12 protein-coding genes are annotated in these 16,688 nt (G+C 64.9%); 1 reads left to right on the top strand and 11 read right to left on the bottom strand.

Annotation, left to right across the window (positions count from 1 at the left end; all coding sequences use genetic code 11):
* Positions 1–41: 41 nt before the first annotated feature.
* On the bottom strand, positions 42–803 hold the full coding sequence (locus ACWIKC_RS09810; RefSeq protein ID WP_454597321.1) for a crotonase/enoyl-CoA hydratase family protein: 762 nt from the start codon (positions 801–803) through the stop codon (positions 42–44).
* 114 nt (positions 804–917) lie between these two features.
* Between ACWIKC_RS09810 and ACWIKC_RS09815 the strand changes: the two genes are divergently transcribed.
* Positions 918–2,186, top strand: coding sequence for an acetyl-CoA C-acetyltransferase (locus ACWIKC_RS09815; protein ID WP_454597322.1), 1,269 nt, complete (start codon positions 918–920; stop codon positions 2,184–2,186).
* 9 nt (positions 2,187–2,195) lie between these two features.
* Here ACWIKC_RS09815 and ACWIKC_RS09820 read toward each other — a convergent pair whose 3' ends face one another.
* From ACWIKC_RS09820 to ACWIKC_RS09865, 10 genes are all read right to left on the bottom strand, one after another.
* Positions 2,196–3,284, bottom strand: coding sequence for a CaiB/BaiF CoA transferase family protein (locus tag ACWIKC_RS09820; protein WP_454597323.1), 1,089 nt, complete (start codon positions 3,282–3,284; stop codon positions 2,196–2,198).
* Positions 3,285–3,365: 81 nt separating this feature from the next.
* Positions 3,366–3,962: a nucleotidyltransferase family protein gene (locus tag ACWIKC_RS09825; RefSeq protein WP_454597324.1), complete on the bottom strand. Its 597-nt coding sequence runs from the start codon at positions 3,960–3,962 to the stop codon at positions 3,366–3,368.
* Positions 3,946–4,785: an XdhC family protein gene (locus tag ACWIKC_RS09830; RefSeq protein ID WP_454599481.1), complete on the bottom strand. Its 840-nt coding sequence runs from the start codon at positions 4,783–4,785 to the stop codon at positions 3,946–3,948. The genes ACWIKC_RS09825 and ACWIKC_RS09830 overlap by 17 nt, the downstream gene beginning before the upstream one ends.
* Before the next feature lie 2 nt (positions 4,786–4,787).
* Complete coding sequence (locus ACWIKC_RS09835) at positions 4,788–6,980, bottom strand: xanthine dehydrogenase family protein molybdopterin-binding subunit (protein WP_454597325.1); 2,193 nt, start codon at positions 6,978–6,980, stop codon at positions 4,788–4,790.
* Positions 6,977–7,963, bottom strand: a complete 987-nt coding sequence (locus ACWIKC_RS09840) for an FAD binding domain-containing protein (RefSeq protein ID WP_454597326.1) — start codon at positions 7,961–7,963, stop codon at positions 6,977–6,979. The genes ACWIKC_RS09835 and ACWIKC_RS09840 overlap by 4 nt, the downstream gene beginning before the upstream one ends.
* A complete protein-coding gene (locus tag ACWIKC_RS09845) occupies positions 7,960–8,466 on the bottom strand; it encodes a 2Fe-2S iron-sulfur cluster-binding protein (RefSeq protein ID WP_454597327.1) in 507 nt (168 codons plus the stop codon). Before ACWIKC_RS09845 ends, ACWIKC_RS09840 begins: the two co-directional genes overlap by 4 nt.
* A gap of 80 nt (positions 8,467–8,546) precedes the next feature.
* On the bottom strand, positions 8,547–10,625 hold the full coding sequence (locus ACWIKC_RS09850) for a diguanylate cyclase (protein ID WP_454597328.1): 2,079 nt from the start codon (positions 10,623–10,625) through the stop codon (positions 8,547–8,549).
* Positions 10,626–10,870: 245 nt separating this feature from the next.
* Entirely contained in the window at positions 10,871–13,270 is a 2,400-nt protein-coding gene (locus tag ACWIKC_RS09855) for a PAS domain S-box protein (RefSeq protein ID WP_454597329.1), read from the bottom strand.
* Positions 13,271–13,273: 3 nt separating this feature from the next.
* Positions 13,274–14,770 (bottom strand): ATPase domain-containing protein, encoded by a 1,497-nt coding sequence (locus ACWIKC_RS09860; RefSeq protein ID WP_454597330.1) that lies wholly within the window; start codon positions 14,768–14,770, stop codon positions 13,274–13,276.
* Positions 14,771–15,137: 367 nt separating this feature from the next.
* On the bottom strand, positions 15,138–16,238 hold the full coding sequence (locus ACWIKC_RS09865; protein WP_454597331.1) for an SGNH/GDSL hydrolase family protein: 1,101 nt from the start codon (positions 16,236–16,238) through the stop codon (positions 15,138–15,140).
* Between the last annotated feature and the right edge of the window lie 450 nt (positions 16,239–16,688).

The following is a 16,688-nucleotide window of genomic DNA, read 5'->3' on the forward strand; positions in this document are numbered from 1 at the left end:
AGGGGTGTTCAGAAGGGCAGTCGCGCGCTTGTGATGCGCGCTTACTTGCCCTTCCAGTTCGGCTTGCGCTTTTCGGCGAAGGCGGCCGCGCCTTCGCGGGCGTCCTCGCTCATGAAGACCTTGGGCAGCAGCTTGGCCTGCTCGTCCCAGCGTTCTTCCAGGCTCCAGCCGCGCGACTGGTCGACGATCTGCTTGGAAACGCGCACCGCCAGCGGGCCGTTCTCGTTGATCCTGGCCGCCAGTTCCTTGGCCGCATCGAGCGCCGAACCCTCGACCACCCGGTTGACCAGCCCAAGCTCGTAGGCGCGGGTCGCGTCGATGAAATCGCCGGTCAGCGCCAGCTCCATGGCGATCTTGGGCGGGATCAGATCGGGCAGTTTCATCAGCCCGCCCGCCGCAGCGGCGAGGCCGCGCTTGGCTTCGGGGATACCGAATTTGGCGTCCTTGTTGGCGACCACGAGATCGCAGGAGATCATCAGCTCCATGCCGCCCGCCAGCGCATAGCCCTCGACCGCGGCGATCAGCGGCTTGGACGGACCCTGCTGGGTAATGCCGCCGAACCCGCGGCCCTCGATGCTGGGCGATTCTCCGCGCAGGAAGCCCTTGAGATCCATCCCGGAGCAGAAGGTCCCGCCCGCGCCGGTGAGGATCGCGACGCGCAGATCGTCGTCCTCGTCGAGCCGGTCCATCGCCGCAGCGATGCCCTCGGCTGCGGCCTTGTTCATGGCGTTCCTGGCTTCGGGGCGGTTGATCGTGACGATCAGAATGCCGTCTTCGACCTGGGTCAGGACTTCTTCGCTCACAGGCTCATCTCCCATTGCAATGTGAAACTGGTCTTGCGCCCTAGCTGCGGCAGGCTTACGCCTACGTCAACCGGCAATCGCCGCAAGAGGCGGTACCGGAGAGGAGAACACTGCATGTCTGAAGCCTATATCATCGACGCCGTCCGCACCCCGCGCGGGATCGGAAAACAGGGCAAGGGCGCGCTTGCCGACCAGCATCCGCAGCACCTTGCCGCCACCGTCCTGAAAGCCATCGCGTCGCGCAACAAGCTCGACACCGCCACCGTCGACGACGTGATCTGGTCGGTCAGCACGCAGGACGGGGCGCAGGGCGGCGACATGGGGCGGATGGCCGCGCTCGACGCCGGCTACGACGTCACCAGCTCGGGCACCACGCTCGACCGCTTCTGCGGCGGCGGCATCACCAGCGTCAATCTCGCCGCGGCGCAGGTCATGAGCGGGATGGAGGATTGCATCGTCGCGGGGGGCACCGAGATGATGAGCCTCACCGGGCAACTGGCGCGCGACAAGATGGCCGCAGGCATGAAGCCGCCGATGATGGGCAGCTACAACGAGCGGCTGCAGCAGTCGCACCCGCAGAGCCACCAGGGCGTCTGCGGCGATGCCATCGCCACCAAGGAAGGTTTTACCCGCGTGGAGCTCGACGAGGTCGGCTATCGCAGCCAGCAGCGCGCCGCGCAGGCGATTGCCGAGGGTCGCTTCGCCAAGTCGCTCGTCCCCGTAGTGGACGACGAGGGCAAGGTACTGCTCGACCAGGAAGAATTCCCCCGCCCGCAGACGACTCGCGAAGGACTGGCCGAGCTCGAGCCGGCCTTCACCAAGATCGCCGATGTCCCACTCGACCAGAACGGCACCACCTTCCGCGGGCTGATCAACCGCAAATATCCCGATCTCGAGATCGAGCATTTCCACCATGCCGGCAACAGCTCGGGCGTGGTCGATGGCGCCGCAGCGGTGCTGGTCACAAGCAAGGCCTATGCGCAAAAGCACGGCCTCAAGCCCCGCGCGCGCATCGTCGCCACCGCGAATATGGGCGATGATCCCACGCTGATGCTCAACGCCCCGGTCCCTGCGGCCAGGAAGGTGCTCGAGAAAGCCGGGCTGACCGTGGACGACATCGACCTGTTCGAGATCAACGAGGCTTTCGCCGTGGTCGCAGCCAAGTTCGTGCGCGATCTCGGGCTCGACTGGGACAAGGTCAATGTCAACGGCGGCTCGATCGCGCTGGGTCATCCGATCGGCGCGACCGGATCGATCCTGATCGGCACGATGATCGACGAACTGGAGCGGCAGAACAAGCGCTACGGCCTCGTCACCATGTGCGCTGCGGGCGGCATGGCCCCGGCGATCGTGATCGAGCGGGTCGAGGATTTCGTCGACTGATCGACGTTTCTAGCGAGTAACTGTCGGGAGCTCTGGCACCGCGCCCGGCTCCCACTGTTCCCCTGCAAAACGGATCGGCGGCGCGATGTGATGCGCGCCGCCGTCAGCCTCCACCAGCAGTCCGCGCTCCGCGATATGCGGCTGGTCGAGCGCTTCGCGAAAATCCAGTACCGGGGCGAAGGCGACGTCCTTGTCCGCGAACCATGCCACCCACTCGTCGCGTGTCCTGCCGGCGAAAGTCTCGCGCAGCATGGCGATGAGCGGCTCCTGCTCGCCCGCCGGGGCCTCTGCATAAGGCAGCATATCTTCGCGCCCCAGCGCTGCCAGCAGCACTTTCGCGAACTTGATCTCGCGGCCGCCCAGCGCGACATGGCGCGCATCGGCGGTGCGATACACCTGGTAGAACGCCGCGCCGCCGAGCGAACGCTGGCTCGCCGAGCGCGGACTATCGCCGCCCGCGATGGCGCTGCCGGCGGTGTGCGCGCACCAAGGCATCAGGCTGTCGAACATGGCGCAGTCGATATAGGCGCCCTCGCCGCTGCGCCCGCGCCCGAGCAAAGCCATCAGCACCGCCGAGAGCGCAGTCAGCCCCGCCGCCATGTCCGAACTCGCCACCCCAGGCACCACCGGCGCGCCGTCGGGGCCGTCGTTGACCGCGAGGAATCCCGCCAGCGCCTGCACCGCCATGTCGTGCGCGGGGTGCTGCGCCAGCGCGCCGTCCTGCCCGAAAGCGGTGATGGAACAATAGACGATGGCCGGATTGAGCGCGCGCACCGCTTCGTAGTCGAACCCCAGCCGCGCCATCACCCCGGGCCGGAAGCCCTCGACGAAGACATCCGCCTCGCGGCACAACTCGGCCAGTTCGGCCTTGCCCGCATCGCTCTTGAGGTCGAGCGCGCGGCTTTCCTTGCCGCGGTTGCAATTGGCGAACCAGACCGAGTGCTCCGCCTCGAATGGCCCCTGATCGCGCGCCGGATCGCCCGCCAGCGGTTCGATCTTGATCACCCGCGCGCCGTGATCGGCCATCATCACGGTCATCATCGGACCGGGAAGAAATTGCGTCAGATCGACGACGGTAATTCCGGACAGTCTGCCCATTCGCATTCCTCGGCTATTGATCGCAGTCCGAGCGACGCGGCCCACATGGACGAGGAATTGTCGCTGCACCAGTGGGGCGCGTCAGAGGTCGACAGGCAGTCGGGCTTCGGCAAGCGCAAGGTCTGCGGCGGTGTCGATATCGAACAGGCTGGCGGGCGAGACCGGCGACAGGGCGTCCGCGCTGTCGCTCCAGTCATGCGCACTTGCTCCCCGGTCGCCGTGCAGGCTGCCAAGACGCGCGAACATCGCGGCGGGAAACGCTGCAGGATTGCCTTGTCGGCCATCGGGGTAGCGGGTGAACAGCGCGCCTTCGCCCAGCGCGAGGCTGCGCAGATGCCCGGCTTCGACGAAGGGCATGTCGGCGAGCAGGAGAACAAGCCTCGAACAATCCTTCGCCGCTTGCGCCGCGCAGCGGATCGAACTGGCCAGCCCTTCGCTTGCGCTCGCGTTCACGCTAATTTGCCATGAAACCCCGGAGAAAAGCTGCGCCGAATGCTCGCTCGCCACGACGAAGCGGGTCACGAAACCCGCGCGGACCGCAGCTTCGGCGGCCCATTGCCAAAGCGGCCGCTGGCCGAGCTCGGACGCCAGCTTGTCGCCCGTGAACCTCTCCCCGCGACCGGCAGCCAGCAGTGCGACCGCAATCGACGGGTCGAGCGGCTCAGCGCAGGCGGTCATAGAGGCCGATCACCTCGGCCAGCGTCGACAAAGCCAGTGCTTGCGGTGTCCGGCAGGCGGGGAGCAGCCCGATCGGGCTGCGCAACCGGGCGATGTCCTCTTCGCGCGCGCCGCGCGCGAGCAGCGCCATTGTGCGCTGATTGCGCGCATTCTCTCCGCCCTGCGCGCCGATGTAGAAGGCCTCGCCCGCCAGCGCTTCTTCGATTAAAACGGTCTCCCATTCGTGATCGTGGAACAGCAGAATTTCAGCGGTCCAGCGATCTGCGTGAGCGAACCCGGGTGCTTGGCCTAGTGTCAGCTTGCGCTTGTCGATCGTCTCGATAGCGAGACCCGCTGCGCGCGCCAGCCGGGCCAGTGCCGTCAGTTCGGGGCCCTCGCCATAGGCGCGCAAGCGCAACGCGGGGATGTATTGGCGGTGGCGCAGTTTCGCGTTTTCCGGCAGCTTCAGTTCGGCAGGCCGGCGCGCCTGCAGGTGCGCCAGTGCCTCGCGGCAGGCGCTCCTGTCGGGCGCGGGATCGAGCAGAATGTCCAGCCCCCCGCCGCAAGGAAGGCGGAAATCGATCGCATCCGAGCCGCGACCGTAGCGCCGGACCACCGGCCCGTTGCAATCGCGCGCATCGGCGGCGAGCTGGCTTTCGAGACAACCATCGGCGAGATCGCCCACCACTTCGCCATCGGGCAGCACCGCCAACTGGGCGCCGATCCGGCGCGAGAAGCTGCCCTCGATCCCGACGATGGTGCAGAGCGCCACTCCAGGCTTGCAGGCGACGGCCAGCGCGGCGTGGTCCTCGTCGAGAACGGCGAGATTGTCCGTCCTTAGCATCGTCAATCGGGCGTCGCCGCCATTACCCGATCGGGGGTCATCGGAAAACTCATCACCCGCGCACCGCAGGCGTTGTAGATCGCATTGCCGATCGCCGCCGCGCCGCCGCACATCCCCAGCTCGCCGATCCCCTTGGCCTGGATCGGGCTGGCCGCTGGGTCGCGTTCCTCGACCATGATTACCTCCAGCTCGGGAACGTCGCGGTGGACGGGCACGTGGTATTCCGCGAGGTCGCAATTGACCACATGGCCGTCGACCGGATCGAACAGCAGCGATTCGGTCAGCGCGGTGCCGATGCTCCAGACGATCCCGCCCAGGCATTGCGAGCGTGCGGTCTTGGCGTTGAGCACCCGGCCGAAGCCGAAGGCGCCGAGCATGCGGTCGACCCGCGTTTCGCCGGTGAACTGGTTGACCCGCACTTGCGCGAAAAATGCGCCATATCCCGAGGCGGTGTAATCGTCCTCGATATCGCCGGGCTCGTAATGACCCTCGACCGAGAGCTCCTCGCCGTCGAGCAGCTCGACCAGCGATGCCCCGCCGACCACGGCGCCATCCTTGAGCTTCAGCTCCTCGACCGCAACGCCGGCCTTTTTGGCCAGCGTCGCGCGCAGCTCCTCGCAGGCGACGAACACCGCCGAGCAGATCGAGGCCGCGCCCCAGCTGCCGCCCGAGCCGGGCCCGCGGGGGAAATCGGTGTCGCCCAGTTCGACCAGCACCCGGTCCATCGGCAGGCCGAGCATCTCGCCCGCGACCTGGCCGACGATCGAATAGGTGCCGGTGCCGATATCGGTCATGTCGGTCTCGACATGCGCGGTGCCATCCGGCTTGAGCGTAACGCGCGCGCGCGCTTCGGAGACGTTGTGCACCCGTGCCGCGCTGGCCATCCCGGTGCCGATCCACCATTCGCCCTCGCGCTGCTGGCGGGGTGTGCGCGGCCCGCTGTCCCAGCCGAAGGCCTTGGCCCCCTGCTCGAGACATTCGGCCAGTTTGCGCGAGGAATAGGGCAAGCCTTCGACGGGGTGGTTCTCGGGGATGTTGCGCAGCCGCAGTTCGACCGGATCGATCCCGACCTGCTCGGCCAGCATGTCCATCACCGATTCGAGCGCGGGCATGCCCACTGCCTCGCCCGGCGCACGGACCGAGCCCGCGGTCATCCGGTGGATGCGCGCGACCTCGAGCTGGAGCAGGCGGTTCTCGCCCGCATAGAGAAACTCGCTCGACTGCAGCACCGGCTCGGCGAAATCCTCACCCGGCAATTGCGATACGCGCGCCTCGTGGCCGAAGCCTGTCAGGCGTCCCTCGCTATCGGCGGCGAGGCGGAGACGCTGCTTGGTTTCCGAACGGCGCATGATGGTCTGGAACACCTGCTGGCGGCTGAGCACCACGCGTACCGGGCGCTTGAGTTCCATCGCCGCGACCGAAGCCGCAACGGTTTCCTCGCTGATGCCGAGCTTGGACCCGAAGCCGCCGCCGACATAGCGCGCAATCAACCGCACCCGATCTTCTTCGAGACCCAGCGCATCGGCAAGTTCGGCGATATTGTAATTGAGCATCTGCAGCGACGCGTGGACGGTCAGCTTCTTTCCGTCCCATTGCGCGATCGCCGCATGCGGTTCCATCGCCGCCGAATTGTGGCCTTCGGTGGTGTAGGTCACATCGACGCTGTGCGCCGCATCGCTCATCGCCTGCGCAAGATCGCCCTGCCGCGTGCCGCCGTCCTGCGGCTCGGTTTGCGCGGTCTCGGGATCGAGCGGGACATCGCCGAGATCCTCGGCGTCGTATTCGAATTTGAGATGCTTGGCCGCGTCGCGCGCCTGTTCGAAGCTTTCCGCCACCACCAGTGCGATCGGTTGGCCGAAATAGCCGACCTCGCGCGCGGGCTGAGCGGGCGCTTCGCCCGCGGTTCCCTGCGCCGCACGGGCGGTCAGCCGCTGGTCGTCGATCACCGCGAGCACGCCCGGCATCGCCAGCACCGAGGCCTTGTCGAACGAGGTAATTGCGCCCTTGGTGAAGGGGGCGGTTACGAGCACGCCTTCGAGGCAGTCGGCGACGGGATATTCAGCGGCATAGGGTGCGGTGCCCGTGACCTTGGCCAGCCCGTCGGGGCGCGCCAGCGGCTTGCCGATGATACCCTGATGCATGCCGTCGAGCACATTGCGTGTGTCGGGTTCGTCCTGTTTCAGGTGCACGCTCACAGTTCCATCCCCGTCGCTTCGGCCAGCACCGCGGCCAGCGTGCGCCGGGCCAGCGGGATCTTGAAATCGTTCTCGCCATAACCTTCCGCGCTGTCGAGCAGCACATCGGCCACTTCGTCGAACAGCTTTGCCGACGGCTCCTTGTCCAGCAGCAGTTCGGACAATCGCGGATCGTGCCACGGCTTGTGTGCCAGCCCGCCAAAAGCGAGATCGGCTCGGGTGAAGCGCCCGTTCTCGATCGCGACGATGGCGGCGACCGAAACCATGGCGAAGGCATAGGACGAGCGCTCGCGCACCTTGCGGTAGAGCTGGCGCCCCTCGATCGGGGGCGGCAGGATCACCGCGGTGATGAGCTCGCCCTCCTCCAGCACATTGTCGCGCCACGGCGTGTCGCCCGGCAGGCAATGGAAGTCGCGGACCGACACGCTGCGGGTCCTGCCCTTGGCATCGGCGATCTCGACCGTGGCACCGAGCGCGGTCATCGCCACCGCCATGTCGCCGGGATAGGTGGCGATGCACTCGCTGCTGGTGCCGAGCACCGCGTGCAGCCGCGCAATACCTTTCAGCGCGCCGCAGCCCGAGCCGGGCTCGCGCTTGTTGCAGGGCTGATCGATGTTCGTGAAGTAATAGCACCGCGTCCGCTGGCACAGATTGCCTCCGGTGGTCGCCTTGTTGCGCAATTGCTGGCTAGCGCCCGCCAGGATCGCGCGGGCGAGCAGCGGATAGTCGCCGCGCACCCGGTCGTGGACCGCGGTGGCGGTGTTGGTCGCCAGCGCGCCGATCCTGAGGCCGCCATCGTCGGTATCATCGATCCGGCCAAGCGGCAGGCGCTGGATATCGACCAATGTCTGCGGGGTTTCCACCTGCAGCTTCATCAGATCGATCAGATTGGTCCCACCGGCGATGGGCTTAGTGGCCTCGTCGGCGCAAAGCTGGGCGGCGTGTTCGAGGCGCTCGGCGCGCTGGAAATCGAAGGGCTTCATGCCGCATCCTCCTGCGCTGCCACATCCTCGATCGCGGCAACGATATTCGCATAGGCGCCGCAGCGACACAGATTGCCACTCATCCGCTCGCGGATTTCCGCGCCGGTGGCGGTGACCGCGCCCTCGAGGCTCTCGCTGGCATCGCTCGGCCAGCCACTGGCGATTTCCTGGAGCATCGCAGTCGCCGAGCAGATCTGCCCCGGGGTGCAATAGCCGCACTGGTAACCATCATGGTCGACGAAAGCCTGTTGCAGCTTGGAGGGCGCATCGGGCGTGCCCAGACCTTCGATGGTGGTGACGTGGTCGCCGTCGTGCATCGCGGCAAGCGACAGGCAGCTGTTGATCCGCATGCCGTCCACCAGCACCGTACAGGCGCCGCACTGGCCATGGTCGCAGCCCTTCTTGGTGCCTGTCAGCCCAAGATCGTGGCGCAGGAAATCGAGCAGGGTCACCCTGTTGTCCTCGGGCAGGTCGTAGGCTCGGGAATTGATCGTGATCGGCACAGCAAGCTCCTCCACCCCGTCGAACGCACGCGGCGCGCAGAAGTGCCCAGCGCCCGGTTGTACCCACCGGACGGCGGAGGCTAGACCTCGTCGCTTACCGCCATACCGTTGCGACCGCTCGCCTTGGCTCGATAGAGCGCCCGGTCTGCTGCGCCCTGCAATCCCGCCGCATCGCAGGAGTCGGTGGGGGACGCCGCCGCCACCCCAAGGCTGATGGTTAACACCTTATGGTCGGGATGCGGATGCTCGATGCCCAAACGCTCGATGGTGGTCCGCACACGCTCCGCCAAGATGGCAGCGCCAGCCGCATCGATCCCGGGCAACAGCAGCGCGAACTCCTCGCCGCCCATCCGTGCGGCGATATCGATCTCGCGACAGGTACCGCCGATCGCATGCGCCACCTGTTTGAGGCACTCGTCGCCTGCCGGGTGGCCGAAGCTGTCGTTGTATTCCTTGAAATGGTCGATATCGATCGCGATCAGCGCAACCGGCCTGTCCTCGCGCCCCGCCCGCGCCCACTCCTTGCTCATGCAATCGTCGAACAACCGGCGATTTGCTAGTCCGGTCAGCGGATCGGTTGTCGCCTGCCTGGCGAGCAGCGCATTGGCTTCGCCCAGCTCGGCATTGGCGCGTTCGAGGCGAATGCGCTGCATGGCGTAGCCCACCCGGGTGCGAAACAGCTCGACCGCCTCGATCTGGCGTTGCGCCCATCGGCGCGATCGCCCCCTCACGATCTCGCGCCAGGTGGCGAAGGAATTGCGCGGCGACAGCGGCTGCAGCGATCCGGGAAGCCCATCGTCCTTGCGCGGATCCCCGGCCCAATCGATCTCCTCGACCTGCTCTGGCCGCAGCCACATTGCCAGCAGGGGGCGCGAAGCTTGGAGCCTGATCGCCAGCACGCCGCTTGCCTCGGCAGCGATAGCTTCCCCCTCGGCGAAGTCCTCGCCCAGCCGGTCGGTCGCGTAGCTCTCGCGGCGCTGCAGGCGTGAACTGACAAAGGACGACAACTTGCACAATTGTTCGCCCTCCGGATACCGGGCAGCTCCGGCGATCAGCCCGGCGTCGCCCACCAGGACAAAGCCCCCGCAGTCGACCAGCCGCTTCAGCTCATCGCAGGAAGTCCTGAGCCGGCGCTCGGGATCCTCGCTGGTGCGCATGGTCTTGAGGATCGAATCCAGCGCTGCGGTCTGCATCGCCCCCAGGCGCGCGTTCTCCGCGCGCTCGAAGGCGAGCACGAAGGCCGAGAGCGAGGTAGCGACATGGCGACAGAACAATTGCGCCTCCACTGGCACCAACCGCGGCTCATAGTGGTGGCACATGACCAGCCCCCACAATTCGCCTTCGACCATTAGCGAGATCGACATGGAGGCGCCCAGTCCCATGTTCTTCATATATTCGATATGGATTGGGGCAACCGAGCGCAGGAGACAATGCGTCATGTCGATCGGTGCGCCGCTTGGCACCGGCTCGATCGGCGCGGGCTCGTAATGCACATCGGGTGTCATGCGAATGAGATTGCGGCGGAACAGCTCGCGCGCCTGACGCGGGATGTCCGACGCGGGGAAGCGGTGCCCAAGATATTTCGTCGCCTGCGCGATCCGGGATTCGGCGATCACCGAGCCGCTGCCGTCGTCTTGGAAGCGATAGATCATCACGCTGTCGAAGCCGGTGATGGCGCGCACTTGATCGACCGCGATGGCGCAAGCATCGGCGAGGCTCTGGCTGGCGTTGATCCGGTTGAAGATCGCGCCCGCCATGTCCAGCGCCGAGGCAACGCTACCCTCGAGCTCGGCCTCGAACAGCTCGACCGCAACGAAGCGCCCGGTGCGATGCGCCATCATCGCCAGCGGCTTGCGGTCGCGCGGCCTGACGAGGGCGACATAGACCGGTTCGTCGTTCAGATGGAGCAGGCACGAGACGATGAGATCGTCGATGGAGATGCCCAGCAGGTCGCACGCTCTGGGGCACTCGCCCGGTTCGAGATTGAGTAGGCGCTCGCAATCTCCCGCGCGGTGGGTGAGTGCACCGGATGCCGCATCGAACAGCAGCAGGACACCGTGCGGCTGGATCGAGCCGGGAATGTGGATCGGCTCCGCATCGCAACGGCCCCGGGCATCGTGAACCGGACTTTGCGCATTGGCGAGCGGATCGACGGTCATGCGAGAGGTTGCCATCGTGCAGCAATGCCGATGGTGGCGCTCAGGCGCGGGGTTTCGGACTTAACGGACGTAAGAAATCCCATGGCCAAGGCCAACAGAAGCCGGAGACTCGCGGTGTGAAAGTCATACCCGGCGCTCGCTCAAGATCGTACCGGCGAACACAGATGCGGGGCGTTTTTAGCATAGATCGGGTTGAAAGCCCCGTTTAATCGGGGCCCGACTCTGCAAGGGCGGAATCGTCTCCGTCAGCCGGCGAAGATCGAGCGGATGACGCCGTCCAGATCGTCGTGGCTGAAGGGCTTCTCCAGCCGGGCAACGATATCCTGTTTTGCGCCCTCGGGCATCTCGGCATAGCCGCTGGCGAGGACCACCGGTAGGTCGGGTCGGTCGCGATGGATTTCGCGTGCCAATGCCACGCCGGTCATATTGGGCATGGCCTGGTCGGTGATCACAAGATCGATATCATCGCGCATAGACAGCATGGCGAGAGCTTGCGCGCCCGAGCCGGCCTCCTGGACCTCGTGACCCAGGTCCTCGAGCAGCGCCACGGTGCCGAACAGGACCAGCGCGTCGTCGTCGACGGCCAGTATTTTCAAGGGCTTGAGCGTGTCCGCAGGCTCTTCTTGGGGAGCGGATGCGGTGGCGGGAGCGGCGAGTCCGCCCCTCGCCACCGGCAGGTACATCTCCGCACTGGTTCCCTCGCCTTCCCGACTTTGCAGCTGGAACGATCCGCCCAGCTGGCTGGTCAGCCCGTGGACCATCGACAGCCCCAGCCCGGTGCCGCGCCCCACGCCCTTGGTGGTGAAGAACGGTTCCATCGCGCGCGCCAAGGTCTCGGAATCCATCCCGGTGCCGGTGTCCTCGACGCGGATACGGACATAGTCGCCCGCCTCGAGCTGCGCCCCCCGATCCGCATCCGGTTCCACTCGTACGCAGTCCAGCCTGATCGTCAGCTTCCCGTTCCCCGCCATCGCATCGCGCGCGTTCACCGCCAGGTTGAGCACCGCCATTTCCAGCTGGTTCTCGTCGACCAGCGCCCGCGGAACTTTGGCGCCAAGTTCCAGCACGACATCCATCTCGGGGCCGAGCGAGCGCTCGAGCAGATCGCGCATCCCCGGCAGCAGCGCCGCGACATCGACCGGCTTCGGATCGAGCTCCTGCTTGCGCGCGAAGGCCAGCATCCGCTGGGTCAGCGAGGCGCCGCGTTCGGTGCCCGCGAGCGCATTGGCGAGATAGACCTGCGCGCGCTCGTCGCCTTGGGGCAGCCGCTTGCGCAGCAATTCGAGGCTGGAGCGCACCGCCATCAGCAGATTGTTGAAATCATGCGCCACCCCGCCGGTCAGCTGGCCGATGGTCTCCAGCTTCTGGCTCTGCCGCAGCGCGTGTTCGGCCTTGTCCCGCGCCGCTTCAGCGGCCTTGCGCTGGGTGACATCGACCACCGAGGCCATGACCCGCTGGACTTCGCCCTCTGCGTTGCGGGTAGACCGTGCCGAAACCAGCACTTCCGCACGCTCGCCGCTGCGCTTGATGGTGGTGTAGGGCAGATCGTAGACCACGTTCGTCTCGGCCATCCGCTCGCTGTAGGCGCCCTCGTGATCGGTCAGGCATTCGGGAGCCATGAAATCGATCACCGGCCGCCCCAGCACCTCGTCGGCGGACCCATATCCCATGAAAGACAGCCAGCGCTCGCTGACGCTCACCACGCAGCCCTGGCCGTCGGTCGAGAGCAGCGCGACCGGGGTCTTGAGATAGAGGTCCGCCAGCTCCTGCGTGCGCTCACTCACCGCGGTTTCCAGCCGATCCTGCGAGGCCGCCAGCTGCTCGCGGATGCGGACCTGTTCGTGGATATCGGTGCAGCTGCCGTACCAGCGGATGATCTGCCCGTCCTCGTCGCGGACCGGCTGCGCCTTGCCCAGCACCCAGCGATATTCGCCCGAACGGTGGCGGAGGCGGTACTCGATTTCGTAGGGCTCGCCGGTCTCGAGCGAATGTTCCCAGCGGCGCCAGGCGCGCGGCTGATCGTCGGGGTGGAACATGCCGTCCCAGCGTTCGCCATCGGTGGAGCCCTGGGGTACGCCGGTGTATTCGTACCAGCGGTCGTTGTAGTAATCGTGATAGCCGTCGGGACGCGTCGACCAGATCATCTGGTCGATCGAATTAGCGATCGCGTGGAACTTGCGCTCGCTCTTGCGCAGCATTTCCTGGTGGTCGCGCAGTTCTTCCATCCGCGCGCGCGCTTCGAACTGGCGCTGGCGCGCTTTCAGCGCCGAGCGGACCGCCCGGATGATGTCGTCGCGATGCATCGGCCGCGCGAGCAGCACCGCATTGCCGAGCGCATCGATACGCTCGTCTTCCTCGGGGGTGCGCCTGCGCGTCCTCCCGCTGGTCAGGACGATAAAGGGAATATCCGACCATGCCGGCTGCGCTTCGAGCGCCGCATGGATGGGGGAGACATCATCGCCGATCGCTTCCTCAGCGATCAGCACCGCCCCGATATGCTTCTCGATCAGCGCGCACAAAGCCGCGAGATCGGGCACCACCAACGGTTCGATCCCGGTCTGGCCGAGCAGTTCCGCAGCGACCTCGGCATCGCGTCCGCGCGGTGCGAGCACCGCCACGGTGTTTCCATATTTGCTGCCCGGCATTTCTCAGGCGTCTTTCAGCAATCTGTCGTTGTCGCGGACATATTGCGAATTGCCGGTCAACACTCCCGCGACACCGGTCAGCGGCTCGCCGATCCTGATGCCCGAACCATCGATATCGAATTCGCGGATGGTCCGTTCGTGATCCGAGGTCCGCGTCTTGACGACCGCGATGGATTTGCGCACCGTACCCTGAACCTCGAAAAAGCGCATCATCATCACCGTATCCGCCAGATAGCTGATGTCGAGGTCCGAGCGCAGATCGCCCAGCACCCCGTGCTGGCCCAGGATCAACAGCGAGATGATGCCCTGCTGGCTCAGATAGCTGAGCAATTCGTGCAGTTGCAGCACGAGGAAATTGTCGCTCGGCATGGCGTGCATATAGGCGTTGAGACTGTCGATCGCGATCATCCGGGCCCCGTCGGTCTCGACCGCGGACTGAACCGCACCGGCGAATTCTCCCGGCGACAGTTCGGCGGGATCGATCTGCCGCAGCTGCAGCTGGCCGTTCTCGAGATAAGGCCGCAAATCCATGCCCAGCGCGGCGGAGCGCTGGAGCAGCGTCGCGAGCCGCTCGTCGAACAGGAAATAGGCCGCGCGATCGCCGCGCTCCAGCGCTGCGACCAGCGATTGTACCGCGGTGGTCGTCTTGCCAACACCCGCCGGGCCGGTGAGCAGTGTGCTGGTTCCGGGTACCAGACCTTTTCCCAGCAGCGTGTCGAGCCCGGCAAGCCCGGTGGTAACCGGAGCCGGATCGAACTCGCGATGGTGTTCCGAGGCGACCAGCCGAGGATAGACCACCAGCCCGCCCTTCTCGATGTTGAAATCGTGAAAGCCGCCGCGGTATTTCAGACCGCGCATCTTGATGACCCGCAGCCGACGCCGTTCGGATCCGAACGCGCTCGCGCTGTGTTCCAGGCAGATCACGCCATGTGCGATGCTGTGCAATTGCAGGTCGCCCGGCTCGGAGGTGCGATCGTCGAGCATGAGCACGGTGCAGTCGCGCTTGGCAAAGAAGTGCTTGAGCGCGAGGATCTGGCGGCGATAGCGCAGCGGGCTTTGCGACAGCAGCCGCAGTTCGGAGAGGCTGTCGAGCACCACCCGGGTCGGATTGGTCTTCTCGACCTGCGCGATAATTCCGGCAACCGTCTCGCCCAGTTCGACTTCGCTGGGGTGGAGCAGGCTCTGTTCGTTGTCGCTGCTGAATTCGTGTTCGGCGACCAGTTCGAACAGGTCGATCCCGTCGAGCGACCACTCGTGCGACCGGGCGACCGAGTAAAGCTCGTCGGCGGTTTCCGAGAGGGTGATGTAGAGCCCGGTCTCGCCCTGCTTGCGGCCTTCGAGCAGGAAGTTGAGCGCCAGCGTGGTCTTGCCCGCGCCGGGCGTTCCCTCGACCAGATAGAGCCGGTACGCCGGAAATCCGCCGTGCAGGATGTGATCGAGACCCTTGATCCCGGTCGATGTGGGGGCCGCGCTTTCGCGGCCGGTGTTGTTGTCGTTCATCCGCACTACCTTGAGATCATTCGACTATTTTGACAAGTCGGCCACTTGGGTGGCGTCGTCGCCCGAAGCTGCTTGATCGCGCCTGCTTGCGAGTCTGCGCCGCCCACCAACCATTGATCGTCACAACAGCGGATCGCGCGATGGGTTCCGGATGAGCGGTCCGATGCGCGAGCACGGCCCTGGTCGGTTATGGCTAGCGGTGCTGAATGGAGCCTGTCGACTTCCGGTGCGGCGTGGTTGGCACTGGGATGACCGGGAGTGGGTGGGGAGCAGTCATCTCGGCAGGGGCGGCTTCAGCCTCTGATCTGGCTCGAGAATTTCATCATCGTGTCGGACCGGATCGGGTAGGAGGCATCATTCACGATCTCTAATTCGTCCAGGGGCCCTGGACGTAGTGCGGTATCGTAGACGAGGATCGACTACTCTGAATGAAGTAAGGAATTAGAAGAGAATAGTATATCCTCTGCCCATAAACGTTCGGATGGTGCATAAAATCACCAGTTACGTGCGCGAACTGTGGATCCATCCCGACTCTGATGGCTTCAAAAGCAGCCAGGATATCGATGAAAGGAACTTTCTTCGATTGGGCGACCGAGCGAATTGCCTGATTGTACGAGACCGTTTTGGCACGCTCCTCCAACTCCCATAATTCGTTCTGCTGGAAAAAACCGACCAGAATGACATTGGATTTGCGGGCCAAAAATGCAGATACGACCGTTTCCAGTTCGCTTTCGAAGCCCGCCACTCCGTTTTCCGGCTCGAACACATGGTCGTTCATGCCAAATGCAAGGATTACGGTGTCGCCGGGTAGGGCAGAATAAGCCTGGAGATCTGACGCAATCGATCGAAGCGATCCGCCCGGAACGGACTCGTTCCGCACGCTCATCCCAGGTGCCAGGGCCGATCGCAGGAGTCCGCACCAGCTCTGGCTGTCGTTGCCTCGATAATACGATTCGATAGTGTGGGCCCCATCGGCAATGCTATCTCCGAGACATAGTACAGAACTTTGCTGGCGCCCGAGCACCAGCGCCGTTACCTCCTGTTCTTTTTTCTGTGTCGTGTAATCTATGTAAACGTTGTAGTTGATAGTAAGTGGTGGATTACGAGGCTCCGAACTGAAGGCGAAGCGGTTCCCAAAAGAGGTCGCATAGGTATAGTCGTTGAAGTCCGGAATTCGGGAGTTGGCGGTCCTGCCGAAGCCAGCGCCGGCTCGGACCCAGTCTTGACCTTCAACGTACATGACTTTTTCGCCGCTCGTGCCATAACTATAGATAGCGGTAATATCTTGCGCCGGTTGGAGAAGTGGCGTTGGGGAAGTTCCCCGGAGAACCCGAGATTCACCATTGATCTGGAGGGTCTCGGGAGGCGGAGCCGGAGGCACTGCCACCTGGTCGGAACCAGAAGAGCCTTCCGGTCCGCATGCGGCAGAGAGCAACGCCAAAAGCAAGGCTAGTCCGCGCAAGGTCAATGCAGTGCCCCCAGGCTGTTAGGCTGAAATCTTCTGATCGTTATCTAGCAGGTCGGGTGAATGACGCCAGCGTATCGCGCCGACCTTCAATCGAGAATCCGATGGGCGGCATATACGGGACCGATACTCGCGGTTCTGGGCGGCCAAGCGGAGTATAATCGCCTTTTGGGTCGCCAGCTGACTGTCGGCTCTTGGCACAGAAACGCAGTAAGCAGCCAGTTCGCTTTCGGCGATCCCAGGGCGCTCGGCCAACGTGCAGGCGACTTCGGCCCAAGCCCAATTACCGAATACCAGCCTCCAAAACAAGAAAGCCCCGGCGAGGCCGGGGCTTTCGAAAATCGGTATCGCTGAATTCAGCGGGGCGAGACGAAGGTTCCCAACCATTTCCAAATAGACATAGAAATCTCCTGTCTGCACGGAATGTGCTAACAGGGATGGTTAACAGATCGT

It is taken from the genome of Qipengyuania sp. SM2507 (genome assembly GCF_053714505.1).